This window comes from Arthrobacter sp. UYP6 (genome assembly GCF_040547315.1).
Lineage (GTDB): Bacteria > Actinomycetota > Actinomycetes > Actinomycetales > Micrococcaceae > Arthrobacter_B.
In genome coordinates this window covers 18,498-35,579 of the sequence record NZ_JBEPPM010000026.1, presented here as the reverse complement: position 1 = coordinate 35,579, position 17,082 = coordinate 18,498, and the positions used below count along the sequence as shown (strand labels likewise).

Here is a 17,082-nt window from a genome sequence, read left to right as displayed (position 1 = left end):
CTTGCCCGGGCGCCCGTTTCGCGTGGAACCTCCTGCGGGTTTCGCGGGAACGGGCGCTCTGGGTTAACCTGAACTAGCGCAGTTGCCGTGTTTGGCTTTTTCAGGCACGACGACGGCGGTTAGCCGGCTTGCCGGCGCCGCCCCCTTAGCTCAGCTGGCCAGAGCACCTGTCTTGTAAACAGGGGGTCGCCGGTTCGAATCCGGCAGGGGGCTCCACCGTTTTACCGAAACCCCTCCTGATCAGGCATAACGCTGATCGGGAGGGGTTTTTCTATGAGCTGTCGCGGGCTCACTACACGTTTACAACACGCTTTCCACCCAAACGGTTGTCGCTTGTCAGTCCGCCTTCCGTCGCAGACAGCCACACTCACCGCCATCATGACCCGGTAGAGCAACTAGAGGTCCGAGAGCAGTTTCGCGGGCACAGCCGGCGCGCGGTCGTGGTCGTTCCATCCATCGCCCAGGAGCTGTCCGGCGCTTGTCTCTCTGGCCATGGGCTCCTTTCCAGTCCGGAAGCTGCAGTCGCAGTTTTCAGTGCGGGACATGCGTAGAACCCGGCGAACGGTGCGGTGGAGCCGGATACCGTCTTTGCCGCACACATGGGGTCTATACGTTCGAACCAGCAGCTAAAACCCGATACCGGAACCCGGCCCGTCGAACACAGCGGTCCTGCAGACAAGCACTACACTGCTATCGACGGCCACTCCTATGACGATGCACCGCGCTGGTCCAGGTTCTCGGGGGAGAGGTATTTCTCCTCAGCTCTCGCCGCCCATCCCGATCAGTGCAGGTGCTTTAGCGACCCGGATTTCCACGGTTAGCAGCCTGACGTTTCGGTGCCGGCAGCTGCTGACGTTGCATGCAGACCAACCCATCGTCACCCAACAGATAAGGCAGATCTTTGAGCACTGAGAATTACATGGCCGCCCCCGCCCAGTACGGAACCCCGCCCACCCCGCAGAAGTCCTTCGTCGCAACCTGGGTGCTCGCACTCCTGCTGGGCGGTCTGGGCATTGACCGCTTCTACCTGGGCAAGATCGGGACAGGTATCCTGAAGCTGATCACCGCTGGCGGCTTCGGTATCTGGTCGCTGGTCGACCTGATCATCACCCTGACCGGCAACCAGACCGACAAGCAGGGTCGTCCGCTGGCCGGCTACCGGGAAAACAAGAAGATGGCGTGGATCGTCACTGCCTGCCTCTGGGCGCTCAACGCTATTGTCTCCATCATCCTGCTTGCCACGGGAGTGCTCGCCCTTGGGTCGGTTGCCGAGAGCGCCGCGGTGACGTCGGGAAGCACTGTCACCCAGCAGGCCCCGGCAGTATCTGAGGCTCCTGCGGCTCCCGCAGCTCCCGCCGCTCCGGTTGAAGCAAAGGCACCCGCTGCCGACACTTCCGTTCCCAAGGACCACCAGTCGGCGCTCAAGCAGGCGAAGAGCTACTCGGACATGGCGCACCTGAGCAAGGTCGGTCTCTATGATCAGCTGGTGAGCGAGTACGGCGGAAAGTTCTCCCCTGAGGCAGCGCAGTACGCCGTCGACAATGTGAAAGCGGACTTCAACGCCAACGCACTGGCACAGGCCCAGTCCTACCAGGACAACATGGCCCTGTCTCCGGATGCAGTCCGGGATCAGCTGATCAGCGAATACGGCGGAAAGTTCACGCCGGAGGAAGCTGAGTACGCCATCCAGAACCTGCAATAACCGTCTTCGCCGGCAATACCCCGGCACTTTGAAGGAGATAGCCAGGAGCCAGGTGGCTTCTGGCTATCTCTTTTCCGGGCGTCCCCCCGGCAGGAGAATGGTGCTGGATAACTCCTGTGCCGCACACGTAAGCGTTATGAAGTTTCGCCATAGCCATCGACCGACCGTCGGTGGGATAGCGCTACTACGGCGGGAACCTGTAGACCCGCGGCGGCGACAACTCCGCCAACAGCACTGATTTCAGCCTTTCCGGGAGCTGCCGGGATGGCCCGGAAAACGGTAACACGACATCAGCGGTTCGCCGGTTCGAATCCGGCAGGGGGCTCCACCGCTTACCGAAAACCCCTCCTGATCGGGCATGACGCTGATCGGGAGGGGTTTTTCTTGTCTGGTTGCCTACGATCCCGTCCCCTTCGAGAATCCCTCCGCTTCAAGTTATCCCTCCGGTTTGGGAATTCCCTCCGGTTAGCCGCTGCAGGGATTTCCCAAACCGGACGATCCTTCCCAAACTGGAGGGATCCTGGCCCCGGAATCTGGACAACTACAGAGGCACGGGGCCGGTTCGAATCCGGCAAGGCCTTCTGCACCTTGCACGTAAAGACGCACAGACAAAGGCGCCGTGGCCGAGCCCGTGAAGGCTCGACCACGGCGCGTGGTGTTTGGCGCGTTGTGTTCACTGCGCAACCGGCCGGAGCCGGACAGCGAGGTCAGACTGTGACGCTTCGGCCCGTTGCCGGGGATCCCTGCACAGCACCCGGCTGAACGCCGGGGAGATTCGCATCGCGCACCTCCTGGTACGGGCGCAGGTGGGTGTACAGCTCGTCGCGCAGCGGGTTGCGGTGCCGCTTGATGATGGTGAACACCTGGTAGACCGCGACGGCGATGTTGGCCGCCAGCGAGATGGCCGAAACGACGAACAGTGCGGTCGGGTTGTGCGAGGACTCGACGGCGAACGGCGACGTGCTGACGAACGTTGGGACCGCCATCGTGAACATCATCCACAGCGCCAGCGTGTGGGCGCGGTGCTGCAGCCAGGCTCCCTTCTTGAGGAAGAACGCGGGGATGGTGCAGGAGATGAGCAGTGCCGCACCGGCGTAGAACGAGTGGTCACCGACGCAGTTGTAGACGTAGGCGAAGTTCCACAGGTCGTACGCAATGATCCAGAACCACATCATGTCGGGCCAGATCATGTCCTTCGACTTGTCACGCGAGATGATGATGCCCGCCCAGCCGCAGATGGTGAGCAGGTTCAGGATGCCGGCGATGGCGTTCATGTAGTTCCACGGACCGCCAACCATGAAGACGCCGTCGTGCATGCCCTGCAGACCCGCTACCTCGAAGTCGCGGATAACAGCCTCGGCGATGTTGATCGCCAGGATCAGCGCAGGGAACATCAGCATCCAGCGGTTCTTCGCCAACCGCGGGACGTACCGGATGAGCATGAAGCCCAGGCACCCGAGGAGTGCCGAGTACACCTTCACCCAGTGGAACCATGTGCCTGTGGACGAGCCTTCTCCGGCCGTCGTGGGCCACACGAACACGGTCAGGAGGATGGGCAACGCCACGAAGAAGGCCAGACCGGCCCACTTCCAACGTCGCGTCACCTCGTTGAGCGCAATGAGGGCAACCAGGACGACGCCGAACATCGCCCAGGAATACCAGGGAATGGATTCGAACAAGAACATCTTTGGGACCTCTCCTTATCGGCCCGCGGCATGCGTGCCGTTGGTTTCTACGGTAAAAAAGGCCGCACCGTGCGGTCATTAGACACCTGTTGCGATGTGTCTAAAAACGCCCGGTGGTACCGTCAGACATGACCGATGAGGGCACCGAAGCGCAGCGTCATGTGAGGGCGCGAGCGGCTCTGGCGGCCGCTCTCAAGGCCCGGCTGCGCACCGAACCGCTCGATAAGGTGACGGTCACAGAACTGACACGCGACTGCGGTCTGACGCGACAGGCGTTCTACTACCACTTCCCCGACGTGCGGCACCTCGCGGTCTGGGTGTTCGAGACCGAGGTTGCCCGCCAGGTCCGCGCTTTCGCGGCTGAGGTGGGATGGGCCGACGGACTTGTACGGTTGCTGCTGTACATGCGCGACAACCGCTCATCGACGCTCGGGGTACTCACCGGGGTGGGCCAGCCCGGGCTTGAGCGTTTCCTTTTTCGGCAGATGCGACCCATCACCGAGGCCGTGATGGACCAGAACGGCGGCGGACCGGCGCGCCCGCAGGACCGCGTCCTGGTGGTCGACTTCTGCACCTCGGCCGTGCTCGCCGTGGTGCTGCGATGGGTCGCGGACGGCATGGTCGAACACCCCTACAGCGTGGTCGGCGACCTGGAGATCATGCTGCACGGCGCCGTGCGGGAGTCTGTCCGCCGGCTCGACGCACGTGCAGCGCCGCAGGGCGTGAACCGGCCGCGAACTAAATAAACCGTGAACCCGTCACCAACAACCCGGGCCGCCAACCGGCACTGATGTAGGTCGGTGCCGCCTCGGAGCCCTCCGGCCGCGGCCAGCCGCCGGGTAAACCTGGAACTGATCACGCGGATCAGGGCTTACTCCACCGCACTGCGCCGGCGCGCCGCACCTGCGGCACCAGTTCCAGCATGTGTTCCTCCACGTAGTCCAGGGCCAGCCGCACAGCGCCGGTGGGTACCAACAGCTTTCCCATGTCGGAAACGGCAAGCCGTGGCGGGTCTGCCACATAGCCGGCAAGTTCCCGCGTCATGGCCGGCAGCAGGGCCGTGGCCGACGCCGCCACCGCACCGCCGATGACAATCAGCCGGGGATCAAAGAACGAGGACACCAGAGCCAGTACCCGGGCCATGCGCCGGGCAATCCGGTCCAGGATGTCCTCCGCCACCGGATCACCGGCCGCCGCGGCCTCAAACACGTAACGGGCCGATGCCCGGTTGGTCTTCGGCCCCACCAGCTCCCGGATCCGCCCGCTATGCCCATCCTTCAGGGCGGCGCTGCCCCAGACGCGTGCCAGTTTGGCGATGCCGTCCTCGTTGCCCACGCCCTCCACTAGTTCCAGTCCGCCCATGGCTCCGGTCCCCCCGCGGGCCCCGTGCAGCAGCCGGCCGGCGTCGATGACGCCGCTGCCCAGGCGCTCGCCGGCGAGGATGACGGCGAGGTTCTTCTCCCCGGCGCCCACGCCGCGCCAGCGCTCGGCAAGGGCCGCGAGCTTGGCATCGTTCTCCACCAGCAGCGGCCAGCCGCGGACTTCGCCGAATTCACGCTGGAGCCCGAGTTCGAACATCGGTGCCGTCGCCTGCCCGGGGGCAACCACGCCGTCACCGGTCACCTGTGCGGCGATGCCCGTTCCCACGCAGAGCACAGCCGCGGAGGTCGTACCGGCGTCGTCGAGCGCTGCGTCAACAGCGTTGGTGAGCACCCGCCGTCGTTCTGCCGGCTCGCCGCCGTGACGCGGGAAGCGCGCTTCGGAGCCGCCGACGACGGTTCCGGCCAGATCGGCGACGAGGACACGGATGGTGGCGATGCCGACGTCGAGCCCCAGGACGTAGCCGGCGTTTTCGTTGAACTCAAAGCGCCGGGCCGGCCGGCCCTTTTGGCCTTCGGTGCGGGGAGAAGCCGATTCCCGGGCCCAGCCGCGGGCTATCAGGTCGTCACAGACGGCGATCACCGTGGCGCGGGTGAGGCCGGTCGCCTCGATCAGATCGGTGCCGGTCACGGACGGGGCAGTGCGCAGCACCTCCAGCACAGTGCGGAGGTTGGTGCGGCGCAGCAGCTGAGGGGTGTTGGCGGAGGGGTCCATGAAGGTGCCTTTTGACGTGTGGCCGTGATAACAGCATAATTATAGGAGGTAATAAATTTAGTATCTAAATCTAATCCTGACGAGCCTGAGGAGGCCCCCATGACGGTACGTGTCGGAATTAACGGTTTTGGTCGCATTGGTCGCAATTTCCTGCGAGCAGCTCTGGAGCACGGTGAAGGCTTTGAGGTTGTTGCAGTCAACGACCTCGGCGATCCCGCCCAGCTGGCGCACCTGCTGAAGTACGACTCCGTTGCCGGACGCCTGAGCGAAAAGGTCTCCGTCGAGGACGGCAACCTGGTGGTTGGCGGGAAGACCATCAAGGTCCTCGCCGAGCGCGATCCGTCCAACCTGCCCTGGGGCGAGCTCAGCGTGGACATCGTCATCGAATCCACCGGCTTCTTCACCAAGGCCGAGGATGCGCAGAAGCACATCACCGCGGGCGCCAAGAAGGTTCTGGTCTCCGCACCCGCCTCGGGTGATGCGTTCACCGTGGTGATGGGCGTGAATGACGGCGACTACGACGCCGCAAAGCACAACATCATCTCCAACGCTTCCTGCACCACCAACTGCCTGGGCCCGCTGGCCAAGGTCCTCAACGACGCCTTCGGCATCGAAAAGGGCCTGATGACCACGGTTCACGCCTACACGGCAGACCAGAACCTGCAGGACGGCCCGCACAAGGATCTGCGCCGCGCCCGTGCCGCAGCCCTGAACATGGTTCCCACCTCCACCGGCGCTGCCAAGGCCATTGGCCTGGTCCTGCCGGAGCTCAAGGGCAAGCTGGACGGCTTCGCCATCCGCGTTCCCGTCCCCACCGGCTCCGTCACCGACCTGACGGTCACGCTGGAAAAGGAAGCCACGGTCGAGGAAATCAACGCCGCCTACGCCAAGGCCGCACAGGACCCGCGCTGGGCCGGGATCCTCACCTATACCGAGGATCCGATTGTTTCCTCTGACATCGTGGGCGACCCGTCCTCCTGCATCTTCGACTCCGGTCTGACCCGCGTCATGGGCAACCAGGTCAAGATTGTTGGCTGGTACGACAACGAGTGGGGCTACTCCAACCGCCTGGTGGACCTGACCGGACTGGTTGCCTCCAAGCTCTAAGCCTGAGGCTTAGCAGCACCTCTCCACCGCGGGAGACCCGCACAGAACAACGCACGACGGCGCCGCGCCGGACCGCTTCCACGGTCCGGCCGGCGCCGTCGTCGTTTAATGCAGTGTCGAAGAAAGCAAAACGTCGAAAAGAAAATCGGGGGAACCGTGAACCAACTGCGGTGAGCGGGCATTACAGGGTGTGAACACAGACAAAGAGATTGTGGAGCTCTCGCGCAGCGACCCCGCCATATTTGGGGAACTCTATGACCGGCATGCGCCGGACATCTACCGGTATGCGGCCCGCCGTGCCGGTGATTTTGCCGCCGAGGACGTGATGGCGGAAACCTTCCTGATTGCCTTTGAACGCCGGGCAAGCTTTAGCGGGCAGGCGGAAGCCGTGCGGCCCTGGCTCTTTGGGATCGCCGCGAACCTGCTCCGCCGGCACCACCGGGCCGAAGCGAGAATGCTGCGCGCCCTTGCCAAGGACGGCCGCCGGGGCGACTGCGCGGACAGGCTGGAAGCGGTGGACGCGAAAGTGGACGCCGACGGCGACCGGTTCCGGATGGGAGCGGCGCTTCAGGCGCTGGCTCCGATCGACCGGGAAGCCATCCTCCTCTATGCCTGGGCGGACCTCACCTATGACGGAATTGCCACCGCTACCGGCGTGCCTATCGGCACCGTCCGCTCCCGCATCAACCGTGCCCGGCGCAAGCTCCGTGCGGACCTCGGCTTTGCTCTTTTCGACGAAATGGACAGTGATCATGGACGAACTGCACCTGCTCCGCGCAACGCGTAACACCACCGGAACCGTTCCTCCGCAGACCTTGGCCGCCGGCCGGGAGAAGCTGATACGGAAGGCTGCTGCCGAAGAGGCAGCCAACGAAGCGCCGGCGACCAATGTGCTGCGGCCCCGTCGGCCGTGGCGCCGCACTCTTCTGACCATCACCGCAGCGGCAGCGATTGCGACAGGGCTGGTGGTGGTCGACGTCGTCGGATCAGGCGAACGCCCGGGCGCGACGGCGGAGGCGACCCAAGTGCTCAGTGATGCTGCGGTAGCCACCATCACCACCTCCGACCCCGTGGTTGCGCCTGGGCAGTACCTGCTCATTGATACCAAGGCTGTGTTCGGCACGACAAATGTCACGGCTGCCGGTGAGGAATTCTTTTGGCTGAATGGTCAAGACGGTCAGGTCTATGTGCCGGCGGACCGTAATGCGGAATGGATCTGGAGTCGCGACCCGATCGCGCCCGAGCAATTCTTTGACGAGGCCTCCCGCCAAGAAGCGGAAGGCCGGGAGCCGTTGGAGCCGGGTGATCCCGGTGGAGCTGAGTTGTTGAGAGCACCGGGCGGCAGGTTCTATGGTTCGCCGCAATATATTCTCTTCGATATCCCGTTGGACGAAGCCGTTGAGAGCGCCCCCCGCGATGCCCGCCAACTGCTGGACCTGATTTATGAACGCAGTAAGGGCGCCGGTAACAGTCCGGACGAGGAAGCATTTGTCACCATCGCCGATACCTTGCGCACCGGTGTTATTCCTGCGGATTTGCGTGCAGCCCTGTACCAGTCAGCGGCGCTGATACCCGGAGTCACTGTTGTGGACCGGGAAGCCACGTTGGACGGGCGCAGCGGCATCGCCTTGGGAATGAAGGCAAAGGGACGCTCCTCCCGCATTGAGATCATCATTGATCAGCAAACCGGTCTGGTGATCGGTGAACGGGAGATGCTGCTCGAAGGCCGCGGGAGTATCCCGGCGGGAACCGCGATTGGGTGGACCGCGGTCACCACCACGGTGGTGGATACGGCACCGTAACTCTCATGGCAGCGCGGCGTCAGGGGGCCTTCCGGGAATCGGAGGGTTTCCTGACGCCTTGCCCGCGCAGCCCTTGTCTCCGGCAGCCACCGCCGCACAGAATGAAGCAGACAGCGCGCCGCGAATCAGACCCCGCAGGATGGGTCCCCGGCGCGATTTCTTCGACCGGACGTAAATCCGGAGAGGACGGACACCATGGAGCTCGTTCCCAACAACACCCTCATCTGCGCTACGCCCGAAGACGGACGCCAGCTCGCCCTCAACCTCGCGCTGAAGACGTCCTTCGCGATGCAGCCCGATGAACACGAACAGAAGATTATCCGCGACTCCTACGCGAACAACCCTGAAGGACTGCTCAACGCCACACAGGTGGTGGCCACGGAGTTCGCCACCATCGCCGCCGCCAATAATTACTGGCGCTGACTCCTAGGACAACGTGTTAGCCAGGAAGTCCAGCGTCCGCTGCCACGCGTCGTCGGCCGCTTCCTTGTTGTAGGCGAGCCGGTTGGTGTCATTGAAGAAAGCATGCCCGGTGCCGGGGTAGGTTCTTGCCATAAAATCGACGCCTGCCGTGGCCATTGCAGCTTCCAGCTGCGGAAGCGCGCCTATCAGGTCGGTGTCCTGGTCGCCGTAGAACGCCAGCACCGGAGCGCTAATGGCTGTGAGATCGGCCGCCGAAAAATCTGCCCGGCCGTAAAACGACACGCAGGCACGAAGCTGCGGTTCCCGCACTGCAAGGGACAGTGCCAGGGTGCCTCCCATGCAGAACCCGACCGCAGCCACCCGTCCGTTGACGCCGGCCGAAGACTCCAGATATTCGAAGCAGGATGAAATCCGGGCCGAGGCCTTGGCCGCGAAGTCAGGGCTGCGGAACGGTGACATCAGTTCCCGCAGTTTGGGCTGTGCGGTGTGGCGTTTTTCCGGATCCGGGCTGAAGAGCTGCTCGCCGAGCTCGGTTGCGACGTCATCGGTAATACCGTCTTCGCCCAGCAGATCCGGTGCGACCGCCAGATATCCCTGTTCGGCAAACCGGTCCGCAACGCTGCCGATGTGGCCCACCAGCCCCCACGCCTCGTGAATGATCAGCACACCGCCCCGAACGGTTCCCTCCGGCCGGGACACATAGGAGTGAACTGCTGCGGACCCACTACCCAGTTCCATCATTTCGCCCATGCCGACACCCTGCCACAGGGCGGTCACCAAGCCAACGGATGCCAGCCGCCGCCTTCCACCGTTCCGGCCTGGAAGAGTGACACGATGAGGCCATGACTTCCACCCCGACCGCCGCACGCCCAGCCACGACCACCGGCCGACGATGGGCCGGTGCGGTGCTGGCTCTCGTGGCAGCCGGCGTGCTCTGGTTCGTGTGGCTCGGCTGGGACACCACGTACGACGTCGATCCCGTCACCGGGCGACTCAGCGGACCGTACTCGTGGTGGCAGGTGGCGGGCTTTGTGCTGTCGACGGGTGCCCTGATATTCACCGCGAGGCGTTTCCTGCCGGCGGCGGGAAACGTTCCGGCGGTGGCCCTAGGCATCGCCGGCGGGTTTGCCCTGAGCGCCAGGGCCGACGACTCTGGACTTGCCGGGATCGGCGTCGTGCTGATCCTGCTCGGTTCCGCCGCGGGCGTGGCGCTCTTCCTGGCCGTGGTCCGGCTCCTGTCCGGCCCGCGATCTTGACCGCCGTCAGCCGCACGGGGCAGGGTTAAGCGCACGTTGGCACCACCTCGCATCCGTCAGGAGCCGCCATGCTGCGCATTCTCTCGATCGATGGCGGCGGTGTCCGCGGCATCATCCCGGTCATGTGGCTGACCCATTTGGAGAAGCGCTCCGGGCAACGGACCGCCGACCTCTTTGACCTCATTGTGGGCACCTCTGTGGGCGGCATGATCGCTCTGGCCCTGACCTGCCCCCGCGACGGCGGAGCCCCTTATAGCGCAGCAGACCTGCGGCATCTGGACGTGGGCAGCGTCAAGAAGATCTTCCCCCGCGGGCACGGCGCGGACCGGCCCTCGCCCCCATCCGGGGCCGCGGCCTACTCCGCCGCACCGCTGCAGGAATTCCTGCGCCAGGTCATGGGGAGCACCAAGCTGTCTCAGGCGTACCGGCCGGTAGCGGTGGTGACGTGCGATCTGGTGCACACCCAGGCGCTGCACTTCACCGGCGGCGGCCTGGACCAGGCGCAGCTGGGAGACACCGACATGGCGCTCGCGGCCCGGGCGACGTCGTCACTGCCGCGGTATTTTCCTGCCGTCACCTATACCGACCCGGGCGGCCAGGCCCGTGAGCTGGTGGACGGCGGCCTGGCGGCCGATGACCCGGCACTGGTCGCCTACACGCTGGGGAGGTCCCTTCCGCAGGCCGACGACGGCGTGCTGATGGTGTCGCTGGGCACCGGAACCAGCCAGACGTCCTCCGGGCTGCTGCTGAGTTCGGAGCAGACCCACAGCACTGCTGATGTCCAGGGCCTGGACCGGGACTTCTCCATGGTGCTTGAAGGGCCCGGGCAGTTAGTCCGTGAAAGCCTGCGGCAACTCCTGGGCGAGAACTATGTTCGAGTCCAGACCCGCCTGCTGCCCGGTACCCATCATGACTCTGACGATGCAAGCCCCAAGAACATCCTGGGTCTGCTGGCCACCGCCGAAAAGATGGTCTTGGAGACGTCCTCCGAGCTGGACCGGCTTTCCCACCTGTTGCAGGGTCGGTAGGAGCACACTCGGCGGGGCGGAACCACGGGTAGGCTGAATCGGGTGATGATTTCCCAGGCTCCTAACCGCCGCTGGTCCGAAGACGCCATCCGGCGCATTGAGGCCGACAGCAACCGCTCGGCCGACACCCACCTTTTTGAGATTCCCGTACCGGCAGGCTGGTCGGTGAAGGTGTACCTCAAGGACGAGTCGACCCACCGCACCGGCAGCCTCAAGCACCGGCTCGCCCGGTCACTGTTCCTTTTTGGGCTGGTCAACGGCTGGATCAGCCGCGGCATGACCATTGTGGAGGCCTCCAGCGGTTCCACCGCCGTGTCCGAGGCCTATTTTGCGCAGCTGCTGGACCTGCCGTTTGTGGCTGTCATGCCACGCAGTACAAGCGCGGAGAAGATTGCGCTGATTGAGCAGTACAGCGGCACCTGCCACTTCGTGGACGATCCGTCGCAGGTGTACGCAGCTGCCGAGGAAATTGCACGCAGCACCGGGGGCCACTACATGGACCAGTTCACCTACGCGGAACGGGCTACCGACTGGCGGGGAAACAACAACATTGCCGAGTCCATCTACGGGCAGCTGAAGCTGGAGGATTTCCCGGTTCCGGAGTGGATTGTGGTGGGAGCAGGGACCGGCGGCACCAGCGCGACGATCGGCCGTTACATCCGGTATCACCGCCATGGCACCCGGCTGGCCGTGGTGGACCCCGAGAACTCCGCGTTTTTTCCGGCCTGGCAGAATCCGGGAGTCCCCGCCGTCGGCGGTCCCTCCCGGATCGAGGGCATCGGCAGGCCGCGGCTGGAACCAAGCTTTGTCCCCGCCGTCATCGACCATATGATCCAGGTTCCAGACGCTGCCTCGGTTGCGGCTGCCCGCCATTTGTTTGAGTCCGCGGGCCTGCACGCCGGTCCTTCCACGGGCACCAACCTGTGGGGCGTGTGGCAGCTGGGCGCACAAATGGAGGCCGAAGGCCGCGCCGGCAGTATCGTGTCGCTGATGTGTGACTCCGGTGACCGGTACGCCGCCTCATACGGCGACGACGCCTGGCTGGCCTCCCGGGGACTGGATCCTGCCCCCGCAGCGGCTGTTCTGAGGCAGCTGTTCGAGACCGGACGCTGGCCCGGCTAAGACGGCCGGCTAAGACGCCGGGGCCGGGCTCCCGCCGGATCCGCCGCCCATGTCCTTCTCTGCGGTGCTGATCAACTTTTCCTCATCATCGCGGACATCGACCGGACGCTTACCCTGCAGGGAACGGTTTGGGGTGTAGAACCACAGCGCAACCTGCTCATCCTTCCAGCCGGCCCAACGTCCCATGCGCACCACGTCCTTGACTGCCGGGACGGTGCGTCCGCCGGGCTCGTCAAACTGGAAGCCCGGATACAGGAACGTGCCGTTGCGCTGCACGGCCAGTACCCTGCCCTTTCCGGTCAACCGGCCGGCGCGGAGGTTGGGGCCATATCCGAATCCCAGGCGGGCTGCGGCTTCGGAGATGGTGTAGAGGCCGTGTTCGCGCTGCATGGCACGCCACAGCGCCTCGGCATTCTTGCCGGTCGGGATGGACCGGATGGCACCGGTCGGGTGGGAACTGTGCCGCTGGTGGGTGTCGCGGTCGCTCATGATTTCAACGGTACAACCGCCGCGGGACTTGAGGCAGGGCGTGGGAGCTTCAACGGCCCCGGCGCCCGGGAAGAGCCGGCATCGGATCGGCCCAAACCTCCAAATAGGTTCTCCCGGCATCCGGCTGGGATCATGGAACCATGCGATCACTCAGCCATCAGGAAGCCACCCGCCTTGCCGAGCAGACAGCGGCCGTGGCTGAGGCCCATATCCCCTATGGGTCCGGCCTGGGCGCTCCGGCGTCCTTTACCCTGGCATGGCTGATGGCGGGCGCGGGCATCGAGGATGTCCGGGTGGCCAGCGGCAGCTCCGGGATGGGGGACCATTTCTGGATTGAAACGGCGCAGTGGCGCATTGATCCGACGCTGCGCCAATTTTCCCACTTGAAGCACCGTTCGCTGGTAGAGCCGGTCACCGAACCGGGGAGCTTCGAGGCACTCAAGTACCACAGTGTCCCGGTGTCCCGGAAGGACGCTGTGCGCGAGGTTTCTTACGGTTTCCGGAATGCCGCCGAAACGGAGGCCTTCGTGAATGAAATAACCGCCGCCGTGAGCCTGTAGCGCTTTGGGTTCCTAACCGCCTGGAGCGATCCGGGGCGGGATCCCGTACCGCAGGAACACCACACCGTTGCCGAACCGCCGCTCCTCGAGCAGATCCAGGCCAAGCCGGAGCCCGGCGGGCAGGAACGCCTTCCCGCCGCCGACGATAACCGGTGAGAGCAACAGCTGCACCTCATCCACCAGCCCTGCCCGCAGTGCCTGGCCGGCCAGATCGGGCCCGCCCACCGACAGATCCCGGTCCGAAGCTTCCTTCAGGCGCCGGACGGCGTCGGCGTCGAACTCATGCTCCAGGCGCGTATTGGACGTATCCACGCTCTGCAGCGAGCGGGAAAAGACAATCTTGTCCGCCGCCTTCCAGATTTCGGCGTAATCCTGGATCTCCTCCGGCTCTTCGGCAACAGGCATGGTGTCCCACGCAGCCATCACCTCGTACAGCCCGCGCCCGTAGAGCTGGGTACCGATGTTCCGTTCCAGGTCATTGACGAAGGCGTGGACTTCTTCGTCTGGCATGCTCCAGTCGAAGTTCCCGTCCTCATCGGCTACGTAACCGTCCAGCGAGGTGATGCACGTATACACCAGCTGCCCCATGGTGTGCCTCCTGTGGTTGCCGAGGGCGGGGGATCCGGACGGATGGCTTCCGCCGGTTCGTGCCGCCACGTTAGCATCCGGTACCTGCCCTTGTCGGTCCCTCCGAGGAAAGGGCGGATCCTTTGCCCGAAGCAGGGAGATGAAAGGAAGGTTCCCCGTGCATGACAGCCGTGAACTGGTTGAAGCCCGCATCAACAGGTTCCTCCGGGAACGCCTGCCCGGCAGCCTCTGGAGAAACCGGACACCTGCGGAGCTTGCGCTCTGGGAGGCTCCCGGCGAGCCGGTGCCGTTCGCCCAGGCTGTGAACGGGGAGTTCCTGCCCTTTAGCGTGGGACAACCGTGGGGTGCTCCGTGGGGAACCAGCTGGTTCCGTGTGCGGGGAACGGTGCCGGCCGCGGGGAAGGGGACCGGACCGGCCCGGCCGGAACTGCTCCTTGACCTGGGGTTCAGCGGCGACGGCCCGGGGTTTCAGGCGGAAGCACTGGTCTACGCCCCGAGCGGCGAGATTGTGAAGGCCGTGGAACCGCGCAATCTTTATGTCCCGCTCCGGCAGGGACCGGGAGAACCCTTTGAGTTCTACGTGGAAGCGGCCTCCAACCCCAACATCATTGCCGGGTTCAGCTATGCTCCAACACCGATGGGGGATCCGGCGACAGCAGGCGGGAATCCCCTCTACGTGTTCCGGATGGCGGACGCCGCCCTGCTGGACGTCGAAACATGGAATCTGGCCCAGGACTTCTTCACGCTCAACGGCCTCATGCATGAACTGCCGCTGGACCTGCCCCGGCGCCATAACATCCTGCGGGCCATGGAACGGGCGGTCAACGCCGTCGACCCCTCGGATATCGGGGGAACGGCCGCGGCCGCCCGGGAAGAGCTGGCCGAAGTGCTGTCCGCGCCCGCCTCTGCCAGCGCACACCGGGTCCACGCCGTCGGGCACGCCCACATAGACAGCGCCTGGCTGTGGCCGGTGCGGGAAACGGTGCGCAAGGTCGCGCGGACTTTCGCCAATGTGCTGGAACTGATGGAGCAGGACCCCGAGTTTGTCTTCGCCGCGTCCTCGGCCCAGCAGTACGCGTGGCTGAAGCAGTATTACCCGAAACTGTTCGCCCGGGTGGCGGAGCAGGTGGCTGCCGGCCGGTTTGTTCCCGCCGGCGGCATGTGGGTGGAAGCGGACACCAACATGCCCGGCGGTGAGGCGATGGCCCGCCAGTTCCTGGCCGGAAAGAGATTTTTCCTGGAGAACTTCGGCAGGGAATCGGAGGTGGTGTGGCTGCCGGACTCCTTTGGCTATTCCGCAGCCCTGCCGCAGATTGCCAAGGCGGCCGGGGCCCGCTGGTTCCTGACCCAGAAGATCTCCTGGAATGAAACCAACGTGATGCCGCACAGCACCTTCTGGTGGGAGGGAATCGACGGGTCGGCACTGTTCACCCACTTCCCGCCGGTGGACACCTACAATTCCGAGCTGTCCGGGCAGGAACTGGCGCGCGCCCAGCGCCAGTACAAGGAAAAAGGCTTCGCCAACACCTCGCTGGTGCCGTTTGGCTGGGGCGACGGCGGCGGCGGGCCAACCCGGGAAATGCTGGCAGCCGCGCGGCGCACCGCCTCGCTGGAGGGATCGCCCGCGGTAGCGCTCTCCAGCCCGGTGCACTTTTTTGCGGTGGCGCAGGCTGAGCTGGCGGACCCGGCGGTCTGGTCCGGTGAGTTGTACCTGGAGTTCCACCGGGGCACCTACACCAGCCAGGCCAACACCAAGAAGGGCAACCGCCGCAGTGAACACCTGCTGCGTGAAGCCGAGCTGTGGGCTGTCGCAGCTTCCCTGTCTGCGGGCGCCGACTATCCCTACGACGAACTGGAACAGGCCTGGCACACTGTCCTGCTGCAGCAGTTCCACGACATCCTGCCCGGCACCTCCATAGCCTGGGTCTACCAGGAGGCCGAGCGGAACTACGCCCTGGTGGCGGCCGGGCTGGAAATCCTGATCGAGAACTCGGCGCGGGCGCTGCTGGGCCACGGCGAGCGTGAGGCGGTGCTCAACGCCAGCCCGTTTCCCGTGGCAGGTGTGGCCGCCGGCGGCGCCGGCCCGGTGCCCGAACCGGTTCCGTGGACCTGGCGGCGTTCTGCCGACGGCTGGGTCATCAGCAGTGACCGGCTGCGGCTGACCGTGGACGGGACGGGATTGTTTCGTTCCCTCACCGATCTCCCCGGTGGCCGCGATGCCTTCCTTCCCGGGCGGCCGGGCAACCTCTTCCAGCTGTTCCGGGACACCCCCAACCAGTGGGATGCCTGGGACCTGGACGCCCATTACAAGTACAGCACCACGGATCTCATGCAGCCCGATGCCATGGACCTCGAGGAGGGCAGCGGAGGCCGGACCCTAAATATCACCCGCTCCTTCGGGAACTCGGCCATCCTCCAGCGGATCTCCCTCAGCCCCGACGGTACGGCGGTGGATCTGGAGGTGGAGGTGGACTGGCACGAGCAGCAAAAGCTACTCAAGCTTGCCTTCCCCCTGGACGTTCACGCAGGCCAGGCGGCTTCGGAAATCCAGTTTGGCCACGTGTACCGCCCCACGCATGCCAACACCTCCTGGGACGCGGCACGTTTCGAAACAGTGACGCACCGCTGGGTTCATGTGGGGGAGCCGGGCTATGGGGTGGCCGTGGCCAATGATTCCACCTACGGCCATGACACGTTCCGTGAGTTGGTGGGCAACAGGACGTGCACCACCGTGCGGCTCTCCTTGCTGCGCGGCCCGCTCTTCCCGGATCCCACGGCGGATCAGGGCCGGCACAGCTTCCGGTTTTCCCTGCGTCCGGCGGCGGGAATCGCCCAGGCGCTCGCCGAGGGATACCGGTTAAACCTTCCGCTGCGGCGGATCAGCGGTGTGTCCGGTACTTCGCTGGACCCGGTTGTTGTGGTGGATAACCCGGCAGTGGTGGTGGAAGCGGTCAAGCTTGCCGAAGACCGCAGCGGCGACGTGATAGTGCGGCTGTATGAGGCCCACGGCAGCCGGGCGGGAGCCGAGGTGGTGGTGGGCTTCGCCTATGACGACGTCGTGGCCACGGATCTGCTGGAGCGCCCCGCCGTCCCCGGATCACCACTCACGGGCCGGCCCGGGGCCGGGGAACCGGTGGGGCTCCTCCTGCGTCCCTTCGAGCTGGTCACCCTGAGGTTTCGGCGCGGAGCAGCCGGGGTGTAAAAAACCGGCGGCGAGGTCGTGAAA

General features: G+C 65.0%; 16 protein-coding genes and 1 tRNA gene. 12 read left to right on the top strand and 5 right to left on the bottom strand.

Going from position 1 to position 17,082, the window contains the following annotated elements; translation table 11 throughout:
* The first annotated feature begins 139 nt into the window (after positions 1-139).
* A tRNA-Thr gene (locus tag ABIB35_RS17585) sits at positions 140-216 on the top strand.
* A 685-nt stretch (positions 217-901) separates the two neighbouring features.
* On the top strand, positions 902-1,702 hold the full coding sequence (locus ABIB35_RS17580) for an Ltp family lipoprotein (protein ID WP_354183025.1): 801 nt from the start codon (positions 902-904) through the stop codon (positions 1,700-1,702).
* Positions 1,703-2,409: 707 nt separating this feature from the next.
* Here ABIB35_RS17580 and ABIB35_RS17575 read toward each other — a convergent pair.
* On the bottom strand, positions 2,410-3,387 hold the full coding sequence (locus ABIB35_RS17575) for a DUF5692 family protein (protein WP_354183024.1): 978 nt from the start codon (positions 3,385-3,387) through the stop codon (positions 2,410-2,412).
* Positions 3,388-3,515: 128 nt separating this feature from the next.
* Between ABIB35_RS17575 and ABIB35_RS17570 the strand changes: the two genes are divergently transcribed.
* On the top strand, positions 3,516-4,133 hold the full coding sequence (locus tag ABIB35_RS17570) for a TetR/AcrR family transcriptional regulator (RefSeq protein ID WP_354183023.1): 618 nt from the start codon (positions 3,516-3,518) through the stop codon (positions 4,131-4,133).
* A 118-nt stretch (positions 4,134-4,251) separates the two neighbouring features.
* Here ABIB35_RS17570 and ABIB35_RS17565 read toward each other — a convergent pair whose 3' ends face one another.
* On the bottom strand, positions 4,252-5,481 hold the full coding sequence (locus ABIB35_RS17565) for an ROK family transcriptional regulator (RefSeq protein ID WP_354183022.1): 1,230 nt from the start codon (positions 5,479-5,481) through the stop codon (positions 4,252-4,254).
* A gap of 99 nt (positions 5,482-5,580) precedes the next feature.
* Here ABIB35_RS17565 and gap point away from each other — a divergent pair, with 99 nt between their 5' ends.
* The 4 genes from gap (at position 5,581) to ABIB35_RS17545 (ending at position 8,813) form a co-directional block, all read left to right on the top strand.
* Positions 5,581-6,588, top strand: a complete 1,008-nt coding sequence (gene gap / locus ABIB35_RS17560; protein ID WP_354183021.1) for a type I glyceraldehyde-3-phosphate dehydrogenase — start codon at positions 5,581-5,583, stop codon at positions 6,586-6,588.
* A 190-nt stretch (positions 6,589-6,778) separates the two neighbouring features.
* A complete protein-coding gene (locus ABIB35_RS17555; protein ID WP_354183020.1) occupies positions 6,779-7,375 on the top strand; it encodes an RNA polymerase sigma factor in 597 nt (198 codons plus the stop codon).
* Entirely contained in the window at positions 7,341-8,390 is a 1,050-nt protein-coding gene (locus tag ABIB35_RS17550) for a CU044_5270 family protein (RefSeq protein ID WP_354183019.1), read from the top strand. Before ABIB35_RS17555 ends, ABIB35_RS17550 begins: the two co-directional genes overlap by 35 nt.
* Positions 8,391-8,585: 195 nt before the next feature.
* On the top strand, positions 8,586-8,813 hold the full coding sequence (locus tag ABIB35_RS17545; RefSeq protein WP_354183018.1) for a hexameric tyrosine-coordinated heme protein: 228 nt from the start codon (positions 8,586-8,588) through the stop codon (positions 8,811-8,813).
* Positions 8,814-8,816: 3 nt separating this feature from the next.
* Here ABIB35_RS17545 and ABIB35_RS17540 read toward each other — a convergent pair whose 3' ends face one another.
* Positions 8,817-9,590, bottom strand: a complete 774-nt coding sequence (locus ABIB35_RS17540; protein WP_354183017.1) for a dienelactone hydrolase family protein — start codon at positions 9,588-9,590, stop codon at positions 8,817-8,819.
* A gap of 65 nt (positions 9,591-9,655) precedes the next feature.
* On the opposite strand from ABIB35_RS17540, the gene ABIB35_RS17535 reads away from it, so the two are divergent.
* The 3 genes from ABIB35_RS17535 to ABIB35_RS17525 all read left to right on the top strand — a co-directional run bounded on the left by ABIB35_RS17535 (position 9,656) and on the right by ABIB35_RS17525 (position 12,219).
* Complete coding sequence (locus ABIB35_RS17535) at positions 9,656-10,069, top strand: hypothetical protein (protein WP_354183016.1); 414 nt, start codon at positions 9,656-9,658, stop codon at positions 10,067-10,069.
* A 68-nt stretch (positions 10,070-10,137) separates the two neighbouring features.
* A complete protein-coding gene (locus ABIB35_RS17530; protein ID WP_354183015.1) occupies positions 10,138-11,097 on the top strand; it encodes a patatin-like phospholipase family protein in 960 nt (319 codons plus the stop codon).
* A 45-nt stretch (positions 11,098-11,142) separates the two neighbouring features.
* On the top strand, positions 11,143-12,219 hold the full coding sequence (locus ABIB35_RS17525; protein WP_354183032.1) for a PLP-dependent cysteine synthase family protein: 1,077 nt from the start codon (positions 11,143-11,145) through the stop codon (positions 12,217-12,219).
* A gap of 9 nt (positions 12,220-12,228) precedes the next feature.
* On the opposite strand, the gene ABIB35_RS17520 is transcribed toward ABIB35_RS17525, so the two are convergent.
* The gene (locus ABIB35_RS17520) at positions 12,229-12,708 is read right to left on the bottom strand and encodes a hypothetical protein (RefSeq protein ID WP_354183014.1); all 480 of its coding nucleotides are present in this window, start codon (positions 12,706-12,708) and stop codon (positions 12,229-12,231) included.
* 140 nt (positions 12,709-12,848) lie between these two features.
* Between ABIB35_RS17520 and ABIB35_RS17515 the strand changes: the two genes are divergently transcribed.
* Positions 12,849-13,268 (top strand): hypothetical protein, encoded by a 420-nt coding sequence (locus tag ABIB35_RS17515; RefSeq protein ID WP_354183013.1) that lies wholly within the window; start codon positions 12,849-12,851, stop codon positions 13,266-13,268.
* Between the two features lie 12 nt (positions 13,269-13,280).
* Here the strand turns inward: ABIB35_RS17515 and ABIB35_RS17510 are convergent, their stop codons facing one another.
* Entirely contained in the window at positions 13,281-13,856 is a 576-nt protein-coding gene (locus ABIB35_RS17510; protein ID WP_354183012.1) for a dihydrofolate reductase family protein, read from the bottom strand.
* 157 nt (positions 13,857-14,013) lie between these two features.
* Between ABIB35_RS17510 and ABIB35_RS17505 the strand changes: the two genes are divergently transcribed.
* Positions 14,014-17,058 carry an alpha-mannosidase gene (locus ABIB35_RS17505; protein ID WP_354183011.1) on the top strand — a complete coding sequence of 1,015 codons (3,045 nt, stop codon included), beginning with the start codon at positions 14,014-14,016 and terminating at the stop codon, positions 17,056-17,058.
* Positions 17,059-17,082: the final 24 nt, after the last annotated feature.

What these genes read in the sequence shown, in the direction of transcription:
- ABIB35_RS17575 (WP_354183024.1), bottom strand. Translation starts at nt 3,387, where the DNA reads ATGTTCTTGTTCGAATCCATTCCCTGGTATTCCTGGGCGATGTTCGGC.
- ABIB35_RS17570 (WP_354183023.1), top strand. Translation starts at nt 3,516, where the DNA reads ATGACCGATGAGGGCACCGAAGCGCAGCGTCATGTGAGGGCGCGAGCG.
- ABIB35_RS17565 (WP_354183022.1), bottom strand. Translation starts at nt 5,481, where the DNA reads ATGGACCCCTCCGCCAACACCCCTCAGCTGCTGCGCCGCACCAACCTC.
- gap (WP_354183021.1), top strand. Translation starts at nt 5,581, where the DNA reads ATGACGGTACGTGTCGGAATTAACGGTTTTGGTCGCATTGGTCGCAAT.
- ABIB35_RS17550 (WP_354183019.1), top strand. Translation starts at nt 7,341, where the DNA reads ATGGACGAACTGCACCTGCTCCGCGCAACGCGTAACACCACCGGAACC.
- ABIB35_RS17545 (WP_354183018.1), top strand. Translation starts at nt 8,586, where the DNA reads ATGGAGCTCGTTCCCAACAACACCCTCATCTGCGCTACGCCCGAAGAC.
- ABIB35_RS17535 (WP_354183016.1), top strand. Translation starts at nt 9,656, where the DNA reads ATGACTTCCACCCCGACCGCCGCACGCCCAGCCACGACCACCGGCCGA.
- ABIB35_RS17530 (WP_354183015.1), top strand. Translation starts at nt 10,138, where the DNA reads ATGCTGCGCATTCTCTCGATCGATGGCGGCGGTGTCCGCGGCATCATC.
- ABIB35_RS17525 (WP_354183032.1), top strand. Translation starts at nt 11,143, where the DNA reads ATGATTTCCCAGGCTCCTAACCGCCGCTGGTCCGAAGACGCCATCCGG.
- ABIB35_RS17520 (WP_354183014.1), bottom strand. Translation starts at nt 12,708, where the DNA reads ATGAGCGACCGCGACACCCACCAGCGGCACAGTTCCCACCCGACCGGT.
- ABIB35_RS17515 (WP_354183013.1), top strand. Translation starts at nt 12,849, where the DNA reads ATGCGATCACTCAGCCATCAGGAAGCCACCCGCCTTGCCGAGCAGACA.
- ABIB35_RS17510 (WP_354183012.1), bottom strand. Translation starts at nt 13,856, where the DNA reads ATGGGGCAGCTGGTGTATACGTGCATCACCTCGCTGGACGGTTACGTA.